This is a genomic window from Parasphingopyxis sp. (assembly GCF_052168295.1).
GTDB lineage: Bacteria > Pseudomonadota > Alphaproteobacteria > Sphingomonadales > Sphingomonadaceae > Parasphingopyxis.
Genome location: NZ_JBQLZN010000082.1, coordinates 1 through 15,965, shown reverse-complemented (window position 1 = coordinate 15,965; position 15,965 = coordinate 1). Strand labels below are relative to the sequence as shown.

Sequence of the window (15,965 nt, the reverse complement as noted above, 5' to 3'; positions counted from 1 at the left end):
TGGGAGGCCGGGAGGGGGAGTGGGCCGGTGCGGCGATTTTCCGAGAGGAAAATTCTGACGAACGAGTTCTGCGTAACAAAACTGCAACGCCTGCATCATCCTGATGTCATAATTCCGTCATAGAGGCGGGGCGAAACTGTCATCGAGGCGTCATCCAAATGAAACAGATCGTTCTGGGCCTATCGGCCTCCGCCGCTGCATTGGTCGCGAGCACACCGTCCCTTGCCCAGCCCGCGCCGACGCGCGCGGAGATGCAGGCCGAGCTGGAAGAATTGCGCGGCCGGGTGCAGACGCTGGAGGCGCTGGTCGAACAGCTTGTCGGCACGCAGGCCGAGGTCGCGGGCCAGGCGGCCGAGGCGAACGCGACGGCCGCGGCCGCCCAGACCGCCGCAAACGACGCGCAGGCCGCCGCCACCGAAGCGAGCGAAGCCGTCGCCGCCCAGCCGCGCATCACCCACGGCGCGGCCACGCGGACGCGGACCGCGGACGGCTGGGACTTCCGCCCCTTCGGCCGGCTGATGTACGATTTCGGCTACGTCGATGCGCCGAACGCGATCATGGATCCGGGCCTCGGCTGGTCCAATTCGCTGCGGCGCGGGCGGATCGGCTTCCAGGGTGCGATCCCCGGCGGGTTCGAATACAAGTTCGAGATCGATTTCGCGAACAACGAAGTCGAGGTGACCGACGCGCTGATCAGCTACGCGGCTGGAGATGTCGAGATCACGCTCGGCCAGTTCAACCCCTTCCAGTCGCTCGAAGAGCTGACCTCGAGCCGCTTTTCGAGCTTTATCGAGCGCGCGGCCTTTACCGACGCCTTCGGCTTCCAGCGCCGGGTCGGCCTCGGCATCAGCTACACAGGCGAGGATTTCCGCTGGGACGGCGGGGTGTTCACCTCCAACCTCGACGATCTGACGAATGACGAAACGAATGCCTATTCGTTCGACACGCGCGCGGTCTATTATCCCGAGCTGGCGGATGGCACGCAGCTCCATTTCGGCGGCTCGTTTCACTGGCGCGACCTGCAGGATCAGCCCGGCGCCCGCTATCGCCAGCGCCCGCTCGTCGCGACGACCGATACGCGGTTTATCGGAACGCCCGTGCTGCCGGTCGAGGAAGAGACCAGCTACGGCCTGGAAGCGGCGGTGATTTCCGGCCGCTTCCACGCCGCCGCCGAGGTGCACTGGCTGGAGGCCCAGCTGTTCGGCATGGACGATCCGACCTTTTTCGGCGGCTATGCGGAGGCCGGCATCTTCCTCACATCCGGCGATTCCCGCGGCTATTCGGGCGGGCGGTTCAACCGGACGCGGCCCGCGCGCACCGTCGACGAAGGCGGCATCGGCGCGATCCAGCTCAATGTTCGCTACGACTATCTCGATCTCAACGATGCGGGCGTGCTGGGCGGGCAGCAAAACCTGATCGCCGCCTCGCTGATCTGGACGCCGATCGACTATGCGCGCCTGTCGCTCAACTACGGGAATATCGAATATGACGACGCGGCGATCCCGGCCGGCCTCGATACCGACTACAGCGTCGACGTCATCGGTATTCGCGCCGAGGTGGATTTTTAGGCAGGCGCCATTATTGCGCGTCGCCCGCTGACGCCGGCGCGATCCGGGCCGCTTCGAGGCCCAGTACATCCGTAAGAAATGCCAGCTGATAGGACTGGCTTTCCATCCGCTGCGCGGCGTCCACGCCGATCTGGTGGCCCGCACCGCGGACCAGACGGAGGAGAATCGGCCCATCGCCGGTCTGCGCGCGCTGCATCGCGGCGGCCAGCTTGTAGGCGTGATGCGGCGGCGAAACCGTGTCATTCTCGCCTGCGAAGATGAGCGTCGGCGGCAATCGCCGCGGCTCCTGTAAGGCCTGATAGGGAGACACGGCGCGCAGCGTTTCGAACTCCTCGGGCACGTCCGGCACGCCGAACTCCGTCGCCCAGCCGCTGCTCCACCGGGCATGGCGGATGAGATCGGAGAGCGGAATTTCGAGAATCAGCGCATCGACGAGATCGGGCCGGCGGATACCCGCCATCGCGGCGGGAACGCTGCCCGCGCTGTTGCCGAGCACCGCCATCCGCCCTGGGATGGCGATTCCTTCCGCCCGCAGCCATTGCAGCGCGGCGATCGTATCGGCGACGGTATTGGCCTTGTTCGCCCGCGAGCCGGCCGCGTGCCACGCCGCGCCGAACGCGCCGCCGCCGCGCACCTGCGGCATGACGAGCACCCCGCCCGCGTCAATAAAAGTCCGGAAGAAGCCATTGAAAAAGGGGATGGCGGTGTAGCGATGCGCGCCATAAACCCACATCAGCACTGGCGGCGAAGGCGTGTCGGGCGGCCTGTCGGCGGCCGTCAGTCCAACATCGCGACGATGCGCAAGCACGATCGGAATCTCCTGGCCGTCGGCCGAGCGATAGCTCCTGCGGACGATCGATACCGCGCCGGGCGCGACACCCGCGCGTAAACGCCAGGGCCGCATTTCCAGTCTTTCCAGATCGATTTCATAGACGCCCGGGGATTCGAGCGCGATCGAGTTCGCATAGGCGAACCGCGATTGCGGGCTCCCGAAAATCGCCGGGCGCCCGGCGGGGAAATTGGTCCAGAGCAGGCCGAAGGGCGGATGAAAGGTGCGCAGATGGGTTCCGTCGGGACGATGGACGAAAATCGCCGGAGCCCCGGCGTCCAACCCATTGATGACCAGGCGCCCGCCATGGATATGCGCGCTCGTTACCGAAAGTGCCGCGCTATCCATGATCTCGACAGTTTCGTAACGGCCCGGCGCGCCCCGCGTCGCCACGATCCGGTCCCGGCCGCTTTCATAGAAAAAGCCGCGATCTCCGACGGCGCCGATAAAGGTCAAGGCGCCGTCAGCCTCCATCATCAGGACAGGAGCGGCTGCCGGCCGGTCCGCAGCCGCGAACCATGCGCGGGACCGGCCGGAGACATTGCGCTCGACGATGACCGCTCCTCCCAGGTCTTGGGAGTAGGAAAGGCGATATCGCCGGCCTTCCCCGCCCGCCAGCCGATGCTCGTCGTCCGAACCCAGTCGCCTGCGCCACGCACTGCCACCGGCATCCGCATCCGACCGCGCGAAATACAGAACCTGCTCGTCCGCCGACCATGGCTCATCGCCAAGCCGGGCCGCTTCTATAGTGTCAGGCCGATAGGCGCCGGTTTCGACATCGAGAATTCGCACGATGCGCCGTCCGGTCGCATCTTCGACACCGGAAATGGCGACGAGACGGCCGGATGGCGACGACCGGAAATCCGCGATCTGCGCGCTACCGAATCCGGCCTGTGCGAAATCGCCCGGCTCGGCGATGACCCGGTCCACGCCATCGCTGTGGATGTAGAGCGAACGTCCGGCCCGTCCCGCATCTTCCGCCAGGAAGAAGAACCGGTTTCCCCGGCGTTCGGGCGTATTGATCTGACGGGCTTCGTCGTATCGCCGCATCCGGGCGCGCAGGATGACCGAATCCCGCATCGGCTGGGCAAGACTGGCGAGCGTGAACGCGTCCTGCGCCGCTACCCATGCGGCGACTTCGGGGGAATCGAGATTCTCGAGCCACGCGAAGGGATTGAGAAGGTCCACACCCTGGATCTGGTCGGAACTGTCGGAGGTGCGCGTAGGGGGATAGTCGGTTGCCCGCGCGCCGCTCGTCGCAAAGTACGCCGCGAAAAAAACCACGAATAGCGATATTGCCGATCGCGTTGAACAACGCCAACTCATGCCGCACTCCCGCCCGCCTGTCTGGCTATCAGACCGCCGAAAGGCTTGTCCAGCGGCGGTCCGGCAACGGGCTCAGGCGGCCAGCTTTTCGCTCTCGGTTTCGCCGGTCTTGCGATGCGTGCCGGTGACCGAATAGGTGACCTTTTCGGCGATGTTGGTCGCCTGGTCGCCGATCCGTTCCAGATGCTTGCTGACGAACAGCAGGTGCGCGGCCTGGCTGATCCGGTCGGGCTTGTCGATCATGAACTCGATCAGCATCTCGGTCAGCTCGTCATGCAGGTCGTCGACGACATCGTCGCGCTCGCAGACGCTCTGGGCGAGCGCCACATCGCCATCGGCATAGGCGCGCACGACATCGCCGAGCATGTCCTTCGCCGCATCGTTCATCGCGGCGATCGTCTTGCGCAGCTTCTTCGGATATTTCTCGGTGATGCTGGGCACGCGCCGGGCGATATTGCGCGCGTAATCGGCCGTCCGCTCCAGGATCGCGCTGATCTTGATCGCCGAAACGAGCGTCCTGAGGTCGTCCGCCATCGGCGCGCGCAGCGCGATGATATTCACCGCCGCCGTCTCGACCTGCGCCGCCAGGGCATCGATCTCGCGATCGCCGTCGACGACCGCCTGGGCGAGGCCGGCGTCGCGCTGTTCGAGCGCGCGGATCGCGTCTTCCATCGCCAGCGACGTCCGCCATCCGAGTTCGATAATGTTGGCGCGCAGGGCGCTCAACTCGTCGTCGAACGCCGATACCGTATGTTTCGCTTCGCCCGCCATGGCGATTTCTCCAATCCAAACGCAACAAATATTACAGTTATGTTACACGAAAAGCCCGATTCTGGCAATCGGTCATTTCACACACCTGAAATTGCTTGCAAAAAAGGCCGGCGCCAGGGCGCCGGCCCCTTCTGATAACGGCCGATTTCCGGGCGGAAATGCTAGCTTTGCACGTCCTCGGCGGTCAGCGCGCGCATCTCTTCGGCGATCGCCGCGAAATTCGCCCGCGTTTCGTCGGGGTTCGAAATCATGCCCTCGTCGACCAGATAGCCGTCGGGGCCCCAGGCGGACACATATTCGGCCACGAATTCGCGCAAGCCCCGGATCGCCTGCAGGTGATTGCCCTTGATATAGACGTAGAGCGGCCGGGCGCCCGGATATTCGAAATTGGCGATGCTCTCATAGGTCGGATCGACGCCGTCGATCGGCACGCCCACGACTTCGTCGGCATTCTCCGCCATGAAACTGTAGCCGAGCAGGCCGAGATAGCCGGGATTCTGCGACACGCGCTGAATGATCAGATTGTCGTTCTCGCCGGCTTCGATAAAGGCCTGGTCGTTGCGCACGGTGGTGCAGACTTCGTCCTTGCGGTCTTCGTCTTCCTCTTCGAGCGCGGCGATCGCGGGATTGCTTTCGCACCCGGCTTCCATGATCAGCTCGATAAAGGCGTCGCGCGTGCCGCTGGTCGTCGGCGGGCCGTACACGCGGATCGGAATGTTCGGCAGCGACGGATCGATATCCGACCAGTTTTCGTTCGTCTGCTCCTCGCCATAGGGCTCAGCGGCCAGCGCTTCGTAGATCTGGGCGCGGGTCAGCGCCATTTCCGGACCGTCCACCGATTCCACGACGGCGAGCCCATCGATGCCGACGCGCAGTTCGACGATATGATCGACGCCATTTTCCTGGCAGGTTTCGAATTCGCTCAACCGCATGCGCCGCGAGGCGTTCACGATATCGGGATGCTCGGTGCCGACGCCCGAACAGAAGAGTTCGATGCCGCCGCCGGTACCGGTCGATTCGACGACCGGGGAGCCGAATTCGGGGTTGTTGCGGGCGAAATTCTCCGCGACGGCGCGGGTGAACGGGTAGACGGTCGAGCTGCCGACGACCGTGATGGCGCGCACGCCGCCGTCGCCGCTGCCTCCGCCGCCGCATGCGGCCAGCGTTACGGCCATCGCCGCCATCAATCCTGTAAGGGGAGCGCGCACATTATCCTCCATGTTCGATGTGCAGATGGGCGGATCCGACCCGGATGCCCTTGCGACGCCTAATGCGACATCTATGTGACAACTGGGTTACAATGGCAGCGGCGATTTGCCCCGCCCGCGCGGGCAATCGAGATGCGCAATTGCTTCCCGCACCCCTTCAAATCGACTAGATAAAGGCCATGGCGCTTGAAGACCTGACCAAAAAGCCGTTCTTCGTCGACAAGAACCGGGCATTCTGGGTGCTCCAGTCGGTCGGCTGGTCGGGCTATTTCATCCTGCGCTCGCTGGGCGGCATCGCCAACAATATGGGGCCGCTCTTCATCCTGCCGACGGCCATAGCGACCGCCACCGGATACTGCCTGACGCTGATCATGGCGGTGATCTTCCGCCAGCTTATCGACCGCACGCCGCGCGTCACCTGGGGCGGCTCGGTCACCGTCGTGCTGATCGCCTCGGCGATCTTCTCCTTCATCGAGGTCTGGGCCTTCACCGCATTCTACCGGGGCGGGGAAATGCCCTCGGGATTGCAGTTTTTCGGCGCAATCCTCCTGGATTTCACGCTGCTCGTCGCCTGGTCGGGCCTCTACTACGGGATCAATTTCTATATCCTGATCGAGGAACAGAATGACCAGCTTCTGCGCCTCGAAACGCAAAGCTCGAACGCGCATCTCGCAATGCTGCGCTACCAGCTCAATCCGCATTTCCTGTTCAATACGCTGAATTCCATCTCCACGCTCGTGCTGCTGAAGCAGACCGAGCGCGCAAACGCCATGCTCTCGCGATTATCCTCCTTCCTGCGCTATACCTTGGCCAACGAACCGACCGCGCGCGTCCCGCTGGCGCAGGAGGTTGAAACTTTGAAGCTCTATCTCGAAATAGAGCGGATGCGGTTCGAGGACCGGCTGCGTCCGAGTTTCGACATCGATCCGCGCGTGACGCGGGCCCGGCTGCCCTCGTTGTTACTGCAGCCCTTGGTCGAAAATGCGATCAAATATGCGGTGACGCCGCAGGAAGAGGGCGCCGAAATCCGCATATCGGCGCAACAGGTCGGAAACCGGGTGCAGATCACCGTGTCCGACACCGGCCCGGGCTTGCAAGAGGGCGCCGTGACGCGGCACTCTTCGACGGGCGTGGGGCTCGCCAATATCCGGGACCGTCTGGCCCAGGCGTTTGGCGAAGAACAGAGATTTGAGATTAAAGCGAATGAGGGCGGCGGTTTCTGCGTCGAAATCGAAATCCCGCTCCAGTTCGAAGAGGCAAAGGAAGCCGCATGACCATCCGCGCAATTATCGTCGACGACGAACCGCTCGCCATCCAGGGCCTGCAGCTCCGGCTCGAACCGCATGACGATGTCGAGATCGTCGACACCTGCACCAACGGCCGCGAGGCGATCCGTTCGGTCAAGACCCACAAGCCCGATGTCGTGTTTCTCGACATCCAGATGCCGGGCTTCGACGGTTTTTCGGTCGTCCAGGGGCTGATGGATATCGAGCCGCCGCTGTTCGTCTTCGTCACCGCCTATTCCGACCATGCGATCCGCGCCTTCGAAGCGCAGGCCGTCGATTATCTGATGAAGCCGGTCGAGGAAGACCGGCTCGCCGATACGCTGGCCCGCGTGCGCGAACGGCTGGCCGAGAAGAACAGCAGCGAGGAGATTACGCGGCTCAAGGAAGTGCTGTCGGAAGTCGCGCCGGACGCCGCCGAGGAAATCGCGGCGGAGGGCGAGACGCCGTCGGCCAGCCGCTACGAGAAGCTCATCAACGTCAAGGATCGCGGCCAGATCTTCCGCGTCGATGTCGAGAGCATCGAACGGATCGACGCGGCCGGCGACTATATGTGCATCTATACCGGCGACAATACGCTGATCCTGCGCGAGACGATGAAGGACCTCGAAAAGCGCCTCGACCCGCGTACCTTCCAGCGCGTCCACCGCTCGACGATCGTGAACCTCGATCAGGTGCGGCAGGTGAAGCCGCATACAAACGGCGAATGCTTCCTGGTGCTGGAAAGCGGCGCGCAGGTGAAGGTCTCGCGCTCCTACCGGGACGTCGTCGCACGGTTCGTGCATTAGCTGGTCTCGGCCGGCCACCGAGATGCGGCCACGCTATCGACGGGCACCGGCCACTCCCGGCTACTGCTTCACCGTTCGCGCGGCCGGCCATCATCATAGGCTGTCCGGGCCGCGCTCCTGTCTGGCGTCCAATCGGCGCAAGAGGGCCGCCTGCTCCTCGAGAAGGGCGAGGATATTCGCATTCTGTTCCCTCAACTCGGGCAGGATGGACATGATGAGTTTCGGCGGGGAATCTTCGGGCATCGATGCCATCATCCGCTTCATCCCTCTGTTTCGCATTTCCGTGAAAGCGCCTTGCCGCGCCCCGGTCGGTCTCGAAAGCGTGTATCCGATCAGCGCAGCCGCGCCACCGATCGCGATAAATAGCGGAAATTGCTTCATGATCTGCCTGCCGTTGCGCTGCCGTGGTTTCGTCGACGGAAACGCAATCAGGATAGCTGCGTCACCCGGCGATGGCGTTGATGCCAATCAACTCGTCTTCGAAACAATCTGCACTAGGTAGGCGAAAAAAGCCCCGCCTCGGCCGCAATGCGGCGGATCTCTTCGTTGAACCGGTCGGGCTCCTCCCAGTGCGGCATGTGCGCCGACTGCTCGAACCAGATCAGTTCCTTGTGCGGGGCGGCGAGCCGGTCGAGATAGGCTTGGGCCAGGCGCGTGGACTGGATTCGGTCATGGACGCCCTCGATGAGATAGACCGGCGTATCCAGCGCCGGATGCGCGTCGAACGCGTCATAGCCGAACAGTGTATCGTTCAGCGCCTCCATGGAGACCTTGCCGGCACGCACGAGGTTGATGAAACCGGGCCAGGCGAACTCCGGAACGCTGAGGTAGCGCAGGAAATAGCGGAGGCTCGACTGCGGCTCGTGCCGCCACACGCCGCCGAGTTCCGTCAGAACGCGGCGCTGGACCCACATGTCCTTGAGCGAGCCATAGGGCGGCGGCCCGATCTTTTCGAGTTTCGCCGTCAGGTCGGCGCGCTCGCGACGACGCGCTTCGTCCAGCGCCCATCGATAGCTCTCCGCCTCGCTGCCCGGCCCGTTGGTGGCCTGACCCACGCCGACATAGGCGGCGATCTTTTCGGGATGGCGGGCGACATATTCGAGACCGACGACGGAGCCCCAGGAATGGCCTACGAGAAGCACCCGGTCGCGACCGAACTCGCTCAGGAGGGCGTCGATCAGATCGTCGAGATCCTCTACGATCCAGTCGAGTGTCAGCGTGCTGCGATCCGTCGCCGCTGAGAAGCTGTAGCCGGTCCCGCGCTGATCCCAGTTCACGAATAGGAAATCGTTTTCCAGATCGGCGTTCAGGAGCCGGTTGAAGGGCATCGCCGAATAACCGGGGCCGCCATGGATGAATATGAGCAAGGGCGCGGCGCGATCGCGGCCGCGGATCAGGACATATTGCCTCGTGGCGCCGATACGCATCCGTCTTTCCTCGGCGATCGAGGTTGCGATGATCCGGCCGTCAGCGTCGCGAAAGGGCGGCGTGAAGGTTCGCGCGGTTGCGAACAGCACAATGGCAATGATTGAAACGATCAAGATCACGTAGATCATCGAAATCTCCGACGCCTCTGAGTCACGGTCCGCAATTGCCGTTTACGGCGATGACCCCGCGCCCGACGATGCCGGTCGCCGCAATGCGCAGCGTGCCGACTTCATGATCGCCCGGCCGATCTCCAGGAACCCTGTCCCGAACGATAAACCGTGACGCCGGCGAGCGCTGCGAGCGGCGCCTCGACCAGGCCCCATGCAATCGAAATCAGGGCAATCTCGGCGGTGACGAAACCGTTCGTCCAAACGGACAGCAAAAAGAGCCCATAGGCGATGAACCAGAAGGTATAGGCCGCGGCCAAAATCGTTTTCAGGTCGGAACCGAAACGCGGGCGCATCGCCGCGTACATCCAGATCAGTATCACCCCATAGGACAGCGTGATCAGGCCGCCGCCTACTATTTGGGCGGCTCCGGGCGCTCCAATGCCAAAGTCCAGCCGCATCCGGGCCCAGTGTTCCACCAGGATAATGCCATTCAGCACATATTCGCCGACGATGATGATGAGGCCGGCCACAAGGCCGCCAAGCAGGACACGTCCGGGACGGATCTTTGCCATGGTGCGCCTCCGCAAATCGGGCATTGCCGCAAAGGGAAAGAATCCCTCCGACCGCCTCAGGAGTCCGAAATTTTTCGGCCTGGTGGCGGAGTAGCGCCTGCGCCGTCTGGCCAGAATACGGAATGCTACGTAACCGCGGCAACGCAGATGCTTCTGATCGCAACTTTCGAGGGGACGCCGATCGGCCGATCCGCTAATACGGCGCTCGGGAGACAGCCATGACCGACCAGCAAGACCGCGCCCGCGCCTTTCACGCCCTGCATGTGCCCGGCGACCCGGTGATCCTGTTCAACATCTGGGACGCGGGCAGCGCGCTCGCGGTGGCCGACGCCGGGGCGAAGGCGCTGGCGACGGGCAGCGCTTCGGTGGCCGGCGCGCGCGGTTACAGCGATGCCGAAACGCTGCCGATGCAGCAGGCGCTGACCAATGCCGAGCGGATCGTCGATGCGGTCGATCTGCCGCTCACGGTCGATTTCGAAGGCGCCTATTCGCCCGAGCCCGTACTCGTCGGCGTGCATGCGCGCGCGATGATCGAAACCGGCGCGGTCGGCATCAATTTCGAGGACCAGGTGATTGGCGGCACGGGCCTCCACCCGATCGACGCGCAGGTGACCCGGATCATGGCGATCCGCGCCGAGGCCGAGCGCGCGGGCGTCGATTTCTTCATCAACGCGCGTACCGACATGTGGCTCAAGGCGGGGCTTGCCACGGTGGACGAAGATGCACGCCTCGGCGCGGCGATCGAGCGGGCCAAAGCCTATGCGGACGCCGGCGCGAGCGGCTTCTTCGCCCCGGGCCTGACCGATGAGAGCCAGATCGCCGCGCTGTGCGAGGCGAGCCCGTTGCCGGTGAACGTGATGATGTTCGATGCGATGCCCGATACCCGGCGGCTGGCCGAGCTCGGCGTCGCACGCATCAGTTACGGCCCCGGCCCCTGGCGCGATGCGATGGCTGCGCTGACCGAAGCGGCGCGGGCCGTGTTCGACGCCTGACGCCGCGGCGCCGTAGCGCGTTCCCATATTTGATGGCATAGTCGCGCCCGCACGCCGGGAGGGGGCACCGTTGGCGCTGATCAATCGTTTCGAAGATCCGGAAGTCGAGCGCCGCTATGTCGAGAGCGAGCGCATCGCGCGCATTCCGGCGAGCCGCGCCTTGCTCTGGATCGGCCTCCTCACCTTCGTCACCTACCTGACGCTCAATCCGATGTATTTCCCGCGCGAGGGCGTGATCCAATACAATATCGCGGCCGGGGTGTTCATGGGCGTGCTCGGCAGCTTCCTGCTGGTCATCCGCACGCGCTTCTATATCGAAAAACCGTGGATCGACCTCGTCCTGTTCGTCGCGCTGACGGTCGCAATGGGCATGTTGATCGAGGCGCTGGCCGCGCAGGCGGCGATTACCGGCATTTCCCGCTTCGGCATGGCGATCGTGAACATGGGAATCCTCGTCGTGTTCGCGAGCATCGGCTTCGTCGCGAACACCCGCCTCTACCTGCTCTGGGCGGTCACGATCCTGCTCCTCTATATCGGCTTCCTGATCCAGGCCGATCGCGCATTGATCTCGAAGGTCTACACCTTCACCAATTTCTCGACCTTCTTCGTGTTCGCGACTTTCGTGAACTGGGATATCGACCGGCGCGCGCGCAAGACCTTCGCCGCCAATATGGCGCTCGACGCGGAGAAGCGGCGATCGGAGGAGCTGCTCTACAATGTCCTGCCCGAACATGTCGCCGCGCGGATCAAGAGCGGGGAGACGGTCGCCGATTCCTTCAGCAATGTGTCGGTGATCTTCGTCGATGTCGTGGGCTTTTCGACGCTGGCGAAGACGATGCCGGCGAGCGAGCTGGTCGCGCAGCTCAACCGCTTCTTCCTGCTCGCCGACGAAGTTGCCGAGCGGCACGGAATCGAAAAGGTGAAGACGATCGGCGACGCCTATCTCGCTGTATCGGGCGGCACGGCGTCCACCGCCAGCGACGCGCTGGCCGCGATCGCCTTCGGCCGCGAGCTGATCGCCGCGCTGGAAGAGATCACCACGGCCGAGGGCGTGGACGTCAAGCTGCGCGTCGGCATCCATACCGGCCCGGTCGTCGGCGGGGTCATCGGCAGCAGTCGGCTGGCCTATGACTATTGGGGCGACACGATGAACATCGCCAGCCGGATCGAGGGCACGGCGCATCACAACGGCATCGCAGTGTCAGCAGCAACCTATCACCAGACCAGGGACGCGGTCGATTATGCGCCCCCGGAGACGCTGACTCTCAAGGGCATCGGCGAGACCGAAGTCTATCGGGTGAAGATGTAGAAGCGCTCAGTAGGTACTGAGTTCGACGTCCATCTTCTTGTAGCCATGGACGAAACAGGCGGACACGCGCGTCGGTTCGCCGATCACGTTCACGCGCAGCCGCCGCTTCGCCATCTCCTCGAGCAGCAGGCGGAGCTGCAGCTCGGCGAGCCGCGCGCCGACGCAGCGGTGGATGCCGTAACCGAACGAGAGATGCCGGCCGGGCTTGGGGCGTTCGAGCCAGATATCGTCGGGGCGAACGAAGAAATTCTCGTCGCGATTACCCGAGATATACCAGAGGATGACCGCGTCGCCCTCTTTCACCTCATGGCCGAACATCAGATGATCCTCGGTCACCGTGCGGCGCATATGGGCGAGCGGCGTCTGCCAGCGGATGATCTCCTGCACGGCGGCCGGGATCAGTTCCGGATCGTCCTCCAGCTTCTCGCGCTCATCCGGGAACTGTTCGAGCCCATAGGCATAGCCGGACATCGAATTGCGCGTCGTATCGTTGCCGCCGACGATCAGCAGCATCAGATTCCCCATGAAAGTGAACTGATCCATGTTGCGCATCTCGCTATGGATCATGCGGCTGAGCAGGTCGGGCGCCTCCCCCTTTTCGAGCCGTTCGTCCCAGAGCCGCTGGAAATAGGCGCCGGCCTCATAGACATGCTCAAGCTGTTCGCGGCGGCTCTCGATCGTCAGCGAGCTTTCGACATCGCCCATCCAGTCCGACCATTCGGTCAGCTTGCGGCGGTCCTCCCAGGGAAAATCGAACAGGATGGCCAGCATCTGCGTCGTCAGCTCGATCGAGACCCTGTCGACCCAGTCGAACTTTTCGCCGATCGGCAACGCGTCGAGAATCTCCGCCGTGCGGCCGCGCACCTCGTCCGTCATCCGGGTCATCTCCGCCGGCGTGAAGGCCGGCGCGATCACGCGGCGCTGCTCGGTATGTTCGGGCCGGTCCATGGCGATGAACATCGGCAGCTGGATGTTGAGATCGTCGGGCAGATTGTCGGGATCGGTGATGATCGTGATGCCCTTGGCCGAGCTGTACAGGTCGGGCAGCGCCTCGATATGCTGGATTTCCTTGTAAGTCGTGACGTTCCAGTAATCACCATAGGCGGAACCGACGACCTTGTTGATCGGCGCTTTCTCGCGCATTTCCTTGAAGATCGGCTGCCAGCGGTCCTCGACGTAGATGTCCGACACGCTGACATCCCAGGGATGCGGCGTCTCGCTCACATCGGTCACTATGGTTTCGACCGGTTCGGTCTCGGGTTTCGCCGCAGTTGCCATGTCTCTTCCTCCTAAATTCGGTGTTCGCCCATAATCGGACCGGATCTGTGCTCTTGCGAAGGCAGGAGTCTAGAGCGGCTGGCGCCATCGCCCGCGACCCTGGGCTCCTGCCTGCGCAGGAGCACTAGAGCGTCGCCGACAAATCTCTCCAGCGGGGATTATGCTCCTCGATCACGCGCAGTTTCCAGTTTCGCTTCCATTTCTTCATCTGCCGTTCCCGCTCACGCGCCATGTTCAAATCATCGAATGCCTCGAACCAGACCAGTCTCTTGCACCCATGCTTCTTGCTGAAACCATCAATCAATCCGCCGCGATGCTGATAGGCTCGTTGCGGCAAATTGCTGGTTACGCCCAGATAGAGAGTTCCGTTGCGCCGATTGGCCATCAGATAGACATAGCCCGATTTTCCCACATCAATATTCGCTCAGCTCCACCTGCATCGACCGGTAGCCGTGGACGAAGCAGGAGGAGACGCGCTGGGGTTCGCCGATCACATTGGGGCGCAGCCGCCGCGCCGCCATCTCCTCGAGCAGTATCCGCAATTGCAGCTCGGCCAGCCGCGCACCGACGCAGCGGTGGATGCCGTAACCGAAGGCCAGATGCCGCCGCGCATTCTCGCGATCGACGATGATATCGTCGGGCCGGTCGAACACGCTCTCGTCGCGATTGGCCGAGATATACCAGAGCACGACGGCATCGCCGGCGCGGATGTTATGCCCGAACAGTTCATGATCCTCCACGGCCGTGCGCCGCATATGGGCGAGCGGCGTCTGCCAGCGGATCAGCTCCTGCACCGCATTCGGGATGAGTTCCGGATCGTCCTCGAGCCGCCGGCGTTCGCCCGCAAACCGCTCCAGCCCGTAGGCATAGGCCGACATCGAGTTGCGCGTCGTATCGTTGCCGCCAACGATTAAGAGCGTGAGATTGCCGATAAAGGTATAGCGGTCCATGTCCGCCATCGCCTCGCTATGGATCATGCGCGAGAGCAGGTCGGGTGCCTCGTCCTTGCCGACGCGCTGGTCCCAGAGATCGGAGAAGCAGGCCGTCATCGCACGCAGATGCTCGCGGCGTTCGTACGCCCGGTCGAGATCGTCGAGATAGTCGATATCACTGATCCAGTCCGACCAGAGCGTCAACTTGCGCCGGTCTTCCCAGGGAAAATCGAACAGGATGGCGAGCATGCCGGTGGTGAGCTCGATCGAGACTGTATCGACCCAATCGAAGCTTTCACCGCGCGGCAGCGAATCGAGCAGCGCGCCCGTGCGTTTCCGGATATCGCCCGACAGCCGCTCCATCTCGGCCGGGGTGAAAGCCGGGGCGACGGTGCGCCGCTGCGCGGTATGTTCGGGCCGGTCCATCGCGATGAAGCTCGGCGTTTCGCGGCGCAGCTCTTCGGGCAGCGTATCGGCATTGTCGTAAATGGTGATGCCGCCGCGCGACGAGGCCGAGGAATAGATTTCCGGCAGCGCCTCGACATGCTGGATCGGCTTGTGCGTGGTGATGTTCCAATAATCGCCGAAGGCCGATCCGGTGACCTTGTTGATCGGCGCTTTCTGGCGCATTTCCCTGAAGATCGGCTGCCAGCGGTTTTCGGCGTAAATCTCGGGAACGGTCACGTCCCAAGGGTGCGGCGCGGCGACGACAACGGTTTCGACCGCCTCGGTTTCGGTTGCTGCAGTCGCCGCCATCGCCCGTCTCCCGTTAGACCGGATACAATGTCCGGCCCGGGCGCGCGCGAGTCAAACCGGGCAGCGCCCGAACGATCATCAATATTCCGACAGCGTCACCGGCATCTTCTTGTAGCCATGGACGAAGTTCGAATTCACCCGCTCGATCTCGCCGGTGATTTCGGGCCGCAAACGCCGCTTCGCCATCTCCTCGATCAGCACGCGGATCTGCAGCTCGGCGAGCCGGGCGCCGACGCAGCGATGGATGCCGTAACCGAAGGCGAGCTGGCGCCGGGCGTTTTCGCGGTCGAACTTGATCTCGTTCGCATCCTCGAAAACCTCTTCGTCGCGGTTCGCCGAGATATACCACATGACGAGCTTGTCGCCCTTTTTGATCTGCTTGCCGAAGAGATCATAATCTTCCATCGCCGTGCGCCGCATATGGGCGAGCGGCGTCTGCCAGCGGATGAGTTCCTGCCCCGCATTGGCCGCGAGATCGGGATTTTCCTCGAGCTTGCGCGCCTCGTCCGGGAACTGATTCAGCGCATAGGCATAGGCCGACATCGTGTTGCGCGTCGTATCGTTGCCGCCGACGATCAAGAGCGTAATATTGCCGAGGAAGTTGCGGTCGTCCATCTCGCCGAGCGCGTCCGAATGCGCCATCATCGAGAGGAGATCGGGCGCGGGCGGGCTCGCCTTGCGCTGCTTCCACAGCTCCTGGAAATAGGCGGCGGCTTCCCACATCTTCTGCATGCGGATGGGCCCGAGTTCGGGGTCCATCGCGGCGACGACATCGCCCATCCAGTCCGACCATTCGGTCAGCTTGCGCCGGTCTT

General features: G+C 63.4%; 15 protein-coding genes. 6 read left to right on the top strand and 9 right to left on the bottom strand.

The genetic code is table 11. The features are described 5' to 3' along the window. Nucleotides 1–158: 158 nt before the first annotated feature. Entirely contained in the window at nucleotides 159–1,568 is a 1,410-nt protein-coding gene (locus tag ACTS1Z_RS13340) for an OprO/OprP family phosphate-selective porin (RefSeq protein ID WP_442624964.1), read from the top strand. Between the two features lie 10 nt (nucleotides 1,569–1,578). On the opposite strand, the gene ACTS1Z_RS13335 is transcribed toward ACTS1Z_RS13340, so the two are convergent. From ACTS1Z_RS13335 to ACTS1Z_RS13325, 3 genes are all read right to left on the bottom strand, one after another. Beyond that, a complete protein-coding gene (locus ACTS1Z_RS13335; protein WP_442624963.1) occupies nucleotides 1,579–3,681 on the bottom strand; it encodes a prolyl oligopeptidase family serine peptidase in 2,103 nt (700 codons plus the stop codon). Between the two features lie 114 nt (nucleotides 3,682–3,795). Then, nucleotides 3,796–4,494, bottom strand: a complete 699-nt coding sequence (phoU, locus tag ACTS1Z_RS13330) for a phosphate signaling complex protein PhoU (RefSeq protein ID WP_442624962.1) — start codon at nucleotides 4,492–4,494, stop codon at nucleotides 3,796–3,798. A 161-nt stretch (nucleotides 4,495–4,655) separates the two neighbouring features. Beyond that, entirely contained in the window at nucleotides 4,656–5,702 is a 1,047-nt protein-coding gene (locus ACTS1Z_RS13325) for a substrate-binding domain-containing protein (protein ID WP_442624961.1), read from the bottom strand. A 179-nt stretch (nucleotides 5,703–5,881) separates the two neighbouring features. Between ACTS1Z_RS13325 and ACTS1Z_RS13320 the strand changes: the two genes are divergently transcribed. The 3 genes from ACTS1Z_RS13320 (at nucleotide 5,882) to ACTS1Z_RS13310 (ending at nucleotide 8,275) form a co-directional block, all read left to right on the top strand. Then, nucleotides 5,882–6,976, top strand: a complete 1,095-nt coding sequence (locus ACTS1Z_RS13320; protein ID WP_442624960.1) for a sensor histidine kinase — start codon at nucleotides 5,882–5,884, stop codon at nucleotides 6,974–6,976. Next, complete coding sequence (locus ACTS1Z_RS13315) at nucleotides 6,973–7,773, top strand: LytR/AlgR family response regulator transcription factor (RefSeq protein WP_442624959.1); 801 nt, start codon at nucleotides 6,973–6,975, stop codon at nucleotides 7,771–7,773. The genes ACTS1Z_RS13320 and ACTS1Z_RS13315 overlap by 4 nt, the downstream gene beginning before the upstream one ends. Before the next feature lie 211 nt (nucleotides 7,774–7,984). Then, complete coding sequence (locus ACTS1Z_RS13310) at nucleotides 7,985–8,275, top strand: hypothetical protein (protein ID WP_442624958.1); 291 nt, start codon at nucleotides 7,985–7,987, stop codon at nucleotides 8,273–8,275. Here the strand turns inward: ACTS1Z_RS13310 and ACTS1Z_RS13305 are convergent. Continuing rightward, nucleotides 8,268–9,329 (bottom strand): alpha/beta fold hydrolase, encoded by a 1,062-nt coding sequence (locus tag ACTS1Z_RS13305; protein ID WP_442624957.1) that lies wholly within the window; start codon nucleotides 9,327–9,329, stop codon nucleotides 8,268–8,270. The genes ACTS1Z_RS13310 and ACTS1Z_RS13305 overlap by 8 nt on opposite strands. A gap of 101 nt (nucleotides 9,330–9,430) precedes the next feature. Further along, entirely contained in the window at nucleotides 9,431–9,883 is a 453-nt protein-coding gene (locus ACTS1Z_RS13300; RefSeq protein ID WP_442624956.1) for a hypothetical protein, read from the bottom strand. 218 nt (nucleotides 9,884–10,101) lie between these two features. On the opposite strand from ACTS1Z_RS13300, the gene ACTS1Z_RS13295 reads away from it, so the two are divergent. Both ACTS1Z_RS13295 and ACTS1Z_RS13290 read left to right on the top strand, forming a co-directional pair. Next, on the top strand, nucleotides 10,102–10,875 hold the full coding sequence (locus tag ACTS1Z_RS13295) for an isocitrate lyase/PEP mutase family protein (protein ID WP_442624955.1): 774 nt from the start codon (nucleotides 10,102–10,104) through the stop codon (nucleotides 10,873–10,875). A 70-nt stretch (nucleotides 10,876–10,945) separates the two neighbouring features. Next, complete coding sequence (locus ACTS1Z_RS13290; protein WP_442624954.1) at nucleotides 10,946–12,184, top strand: adenylate/guanylate cyclase domain-containing protein; 1,239 nt, start codon at nucleotides 10,946–10,948, stop codon at nucleotides 12,182–12,184. 6 nt (nucleotides 12,185–12,190) lie between these two features. On the opposite strand, the gene ACTS1Z_RS13285 is transcribed toward ACTS1Z_RS13290, so the two are convergent. The 4 genes from ACTS1Z_RS13285 to ACTS1Z_RS13270 form a co-directional block, all read right to left on the bottom strand. After that, complete coding sequence (locus ACTS1Z_RS13285) at nucleotides 12,191–13,462, bottom strand: cytochrome P450 (RefSeq protein WP_442624953.1); 1,272 nt, start codon at nucleotides 13,460–13,462, stop codon at nucleotides 12,191–12,193. 124 nt (nucleotides 13,463–13,586) lie between these two features. Then, complete coding sequence (locus ACTS1Z_RS13280) at nucleotides 13,587–13,874, bottom strand: GIY-YIG nuclease family protein (protein ID WP_442624952.1); 288 nt, start codon at nucleotides 13,872–13,874, stop codon at nucleotides 13,587–13,589. Between the two features lies 1 nt (nucleotide 13,875). Next, nucleotides 13,876–15,150 (bottom strand): cytochrome P450, encoded by a 1,275-nt coding sequence (locus ACTS1Z_RS13275; RefSeq protein WP_442624951.1) that lies wholly within the window; start codon nucleotides 15,148–15,150, stop codon nucleotides 13,876–13,878. A gap of 78 nt (nucleotides 15,151–15,228) precedes the next feature. Beyond that, on the bottom strand, nucleotides 15,229–15,965 hold a 737-nt coding region (locus ACTS1Z_RS13270), incomplete at its 5' end, for a cytochrome P450 (RefSeq protein WP_442624950.1).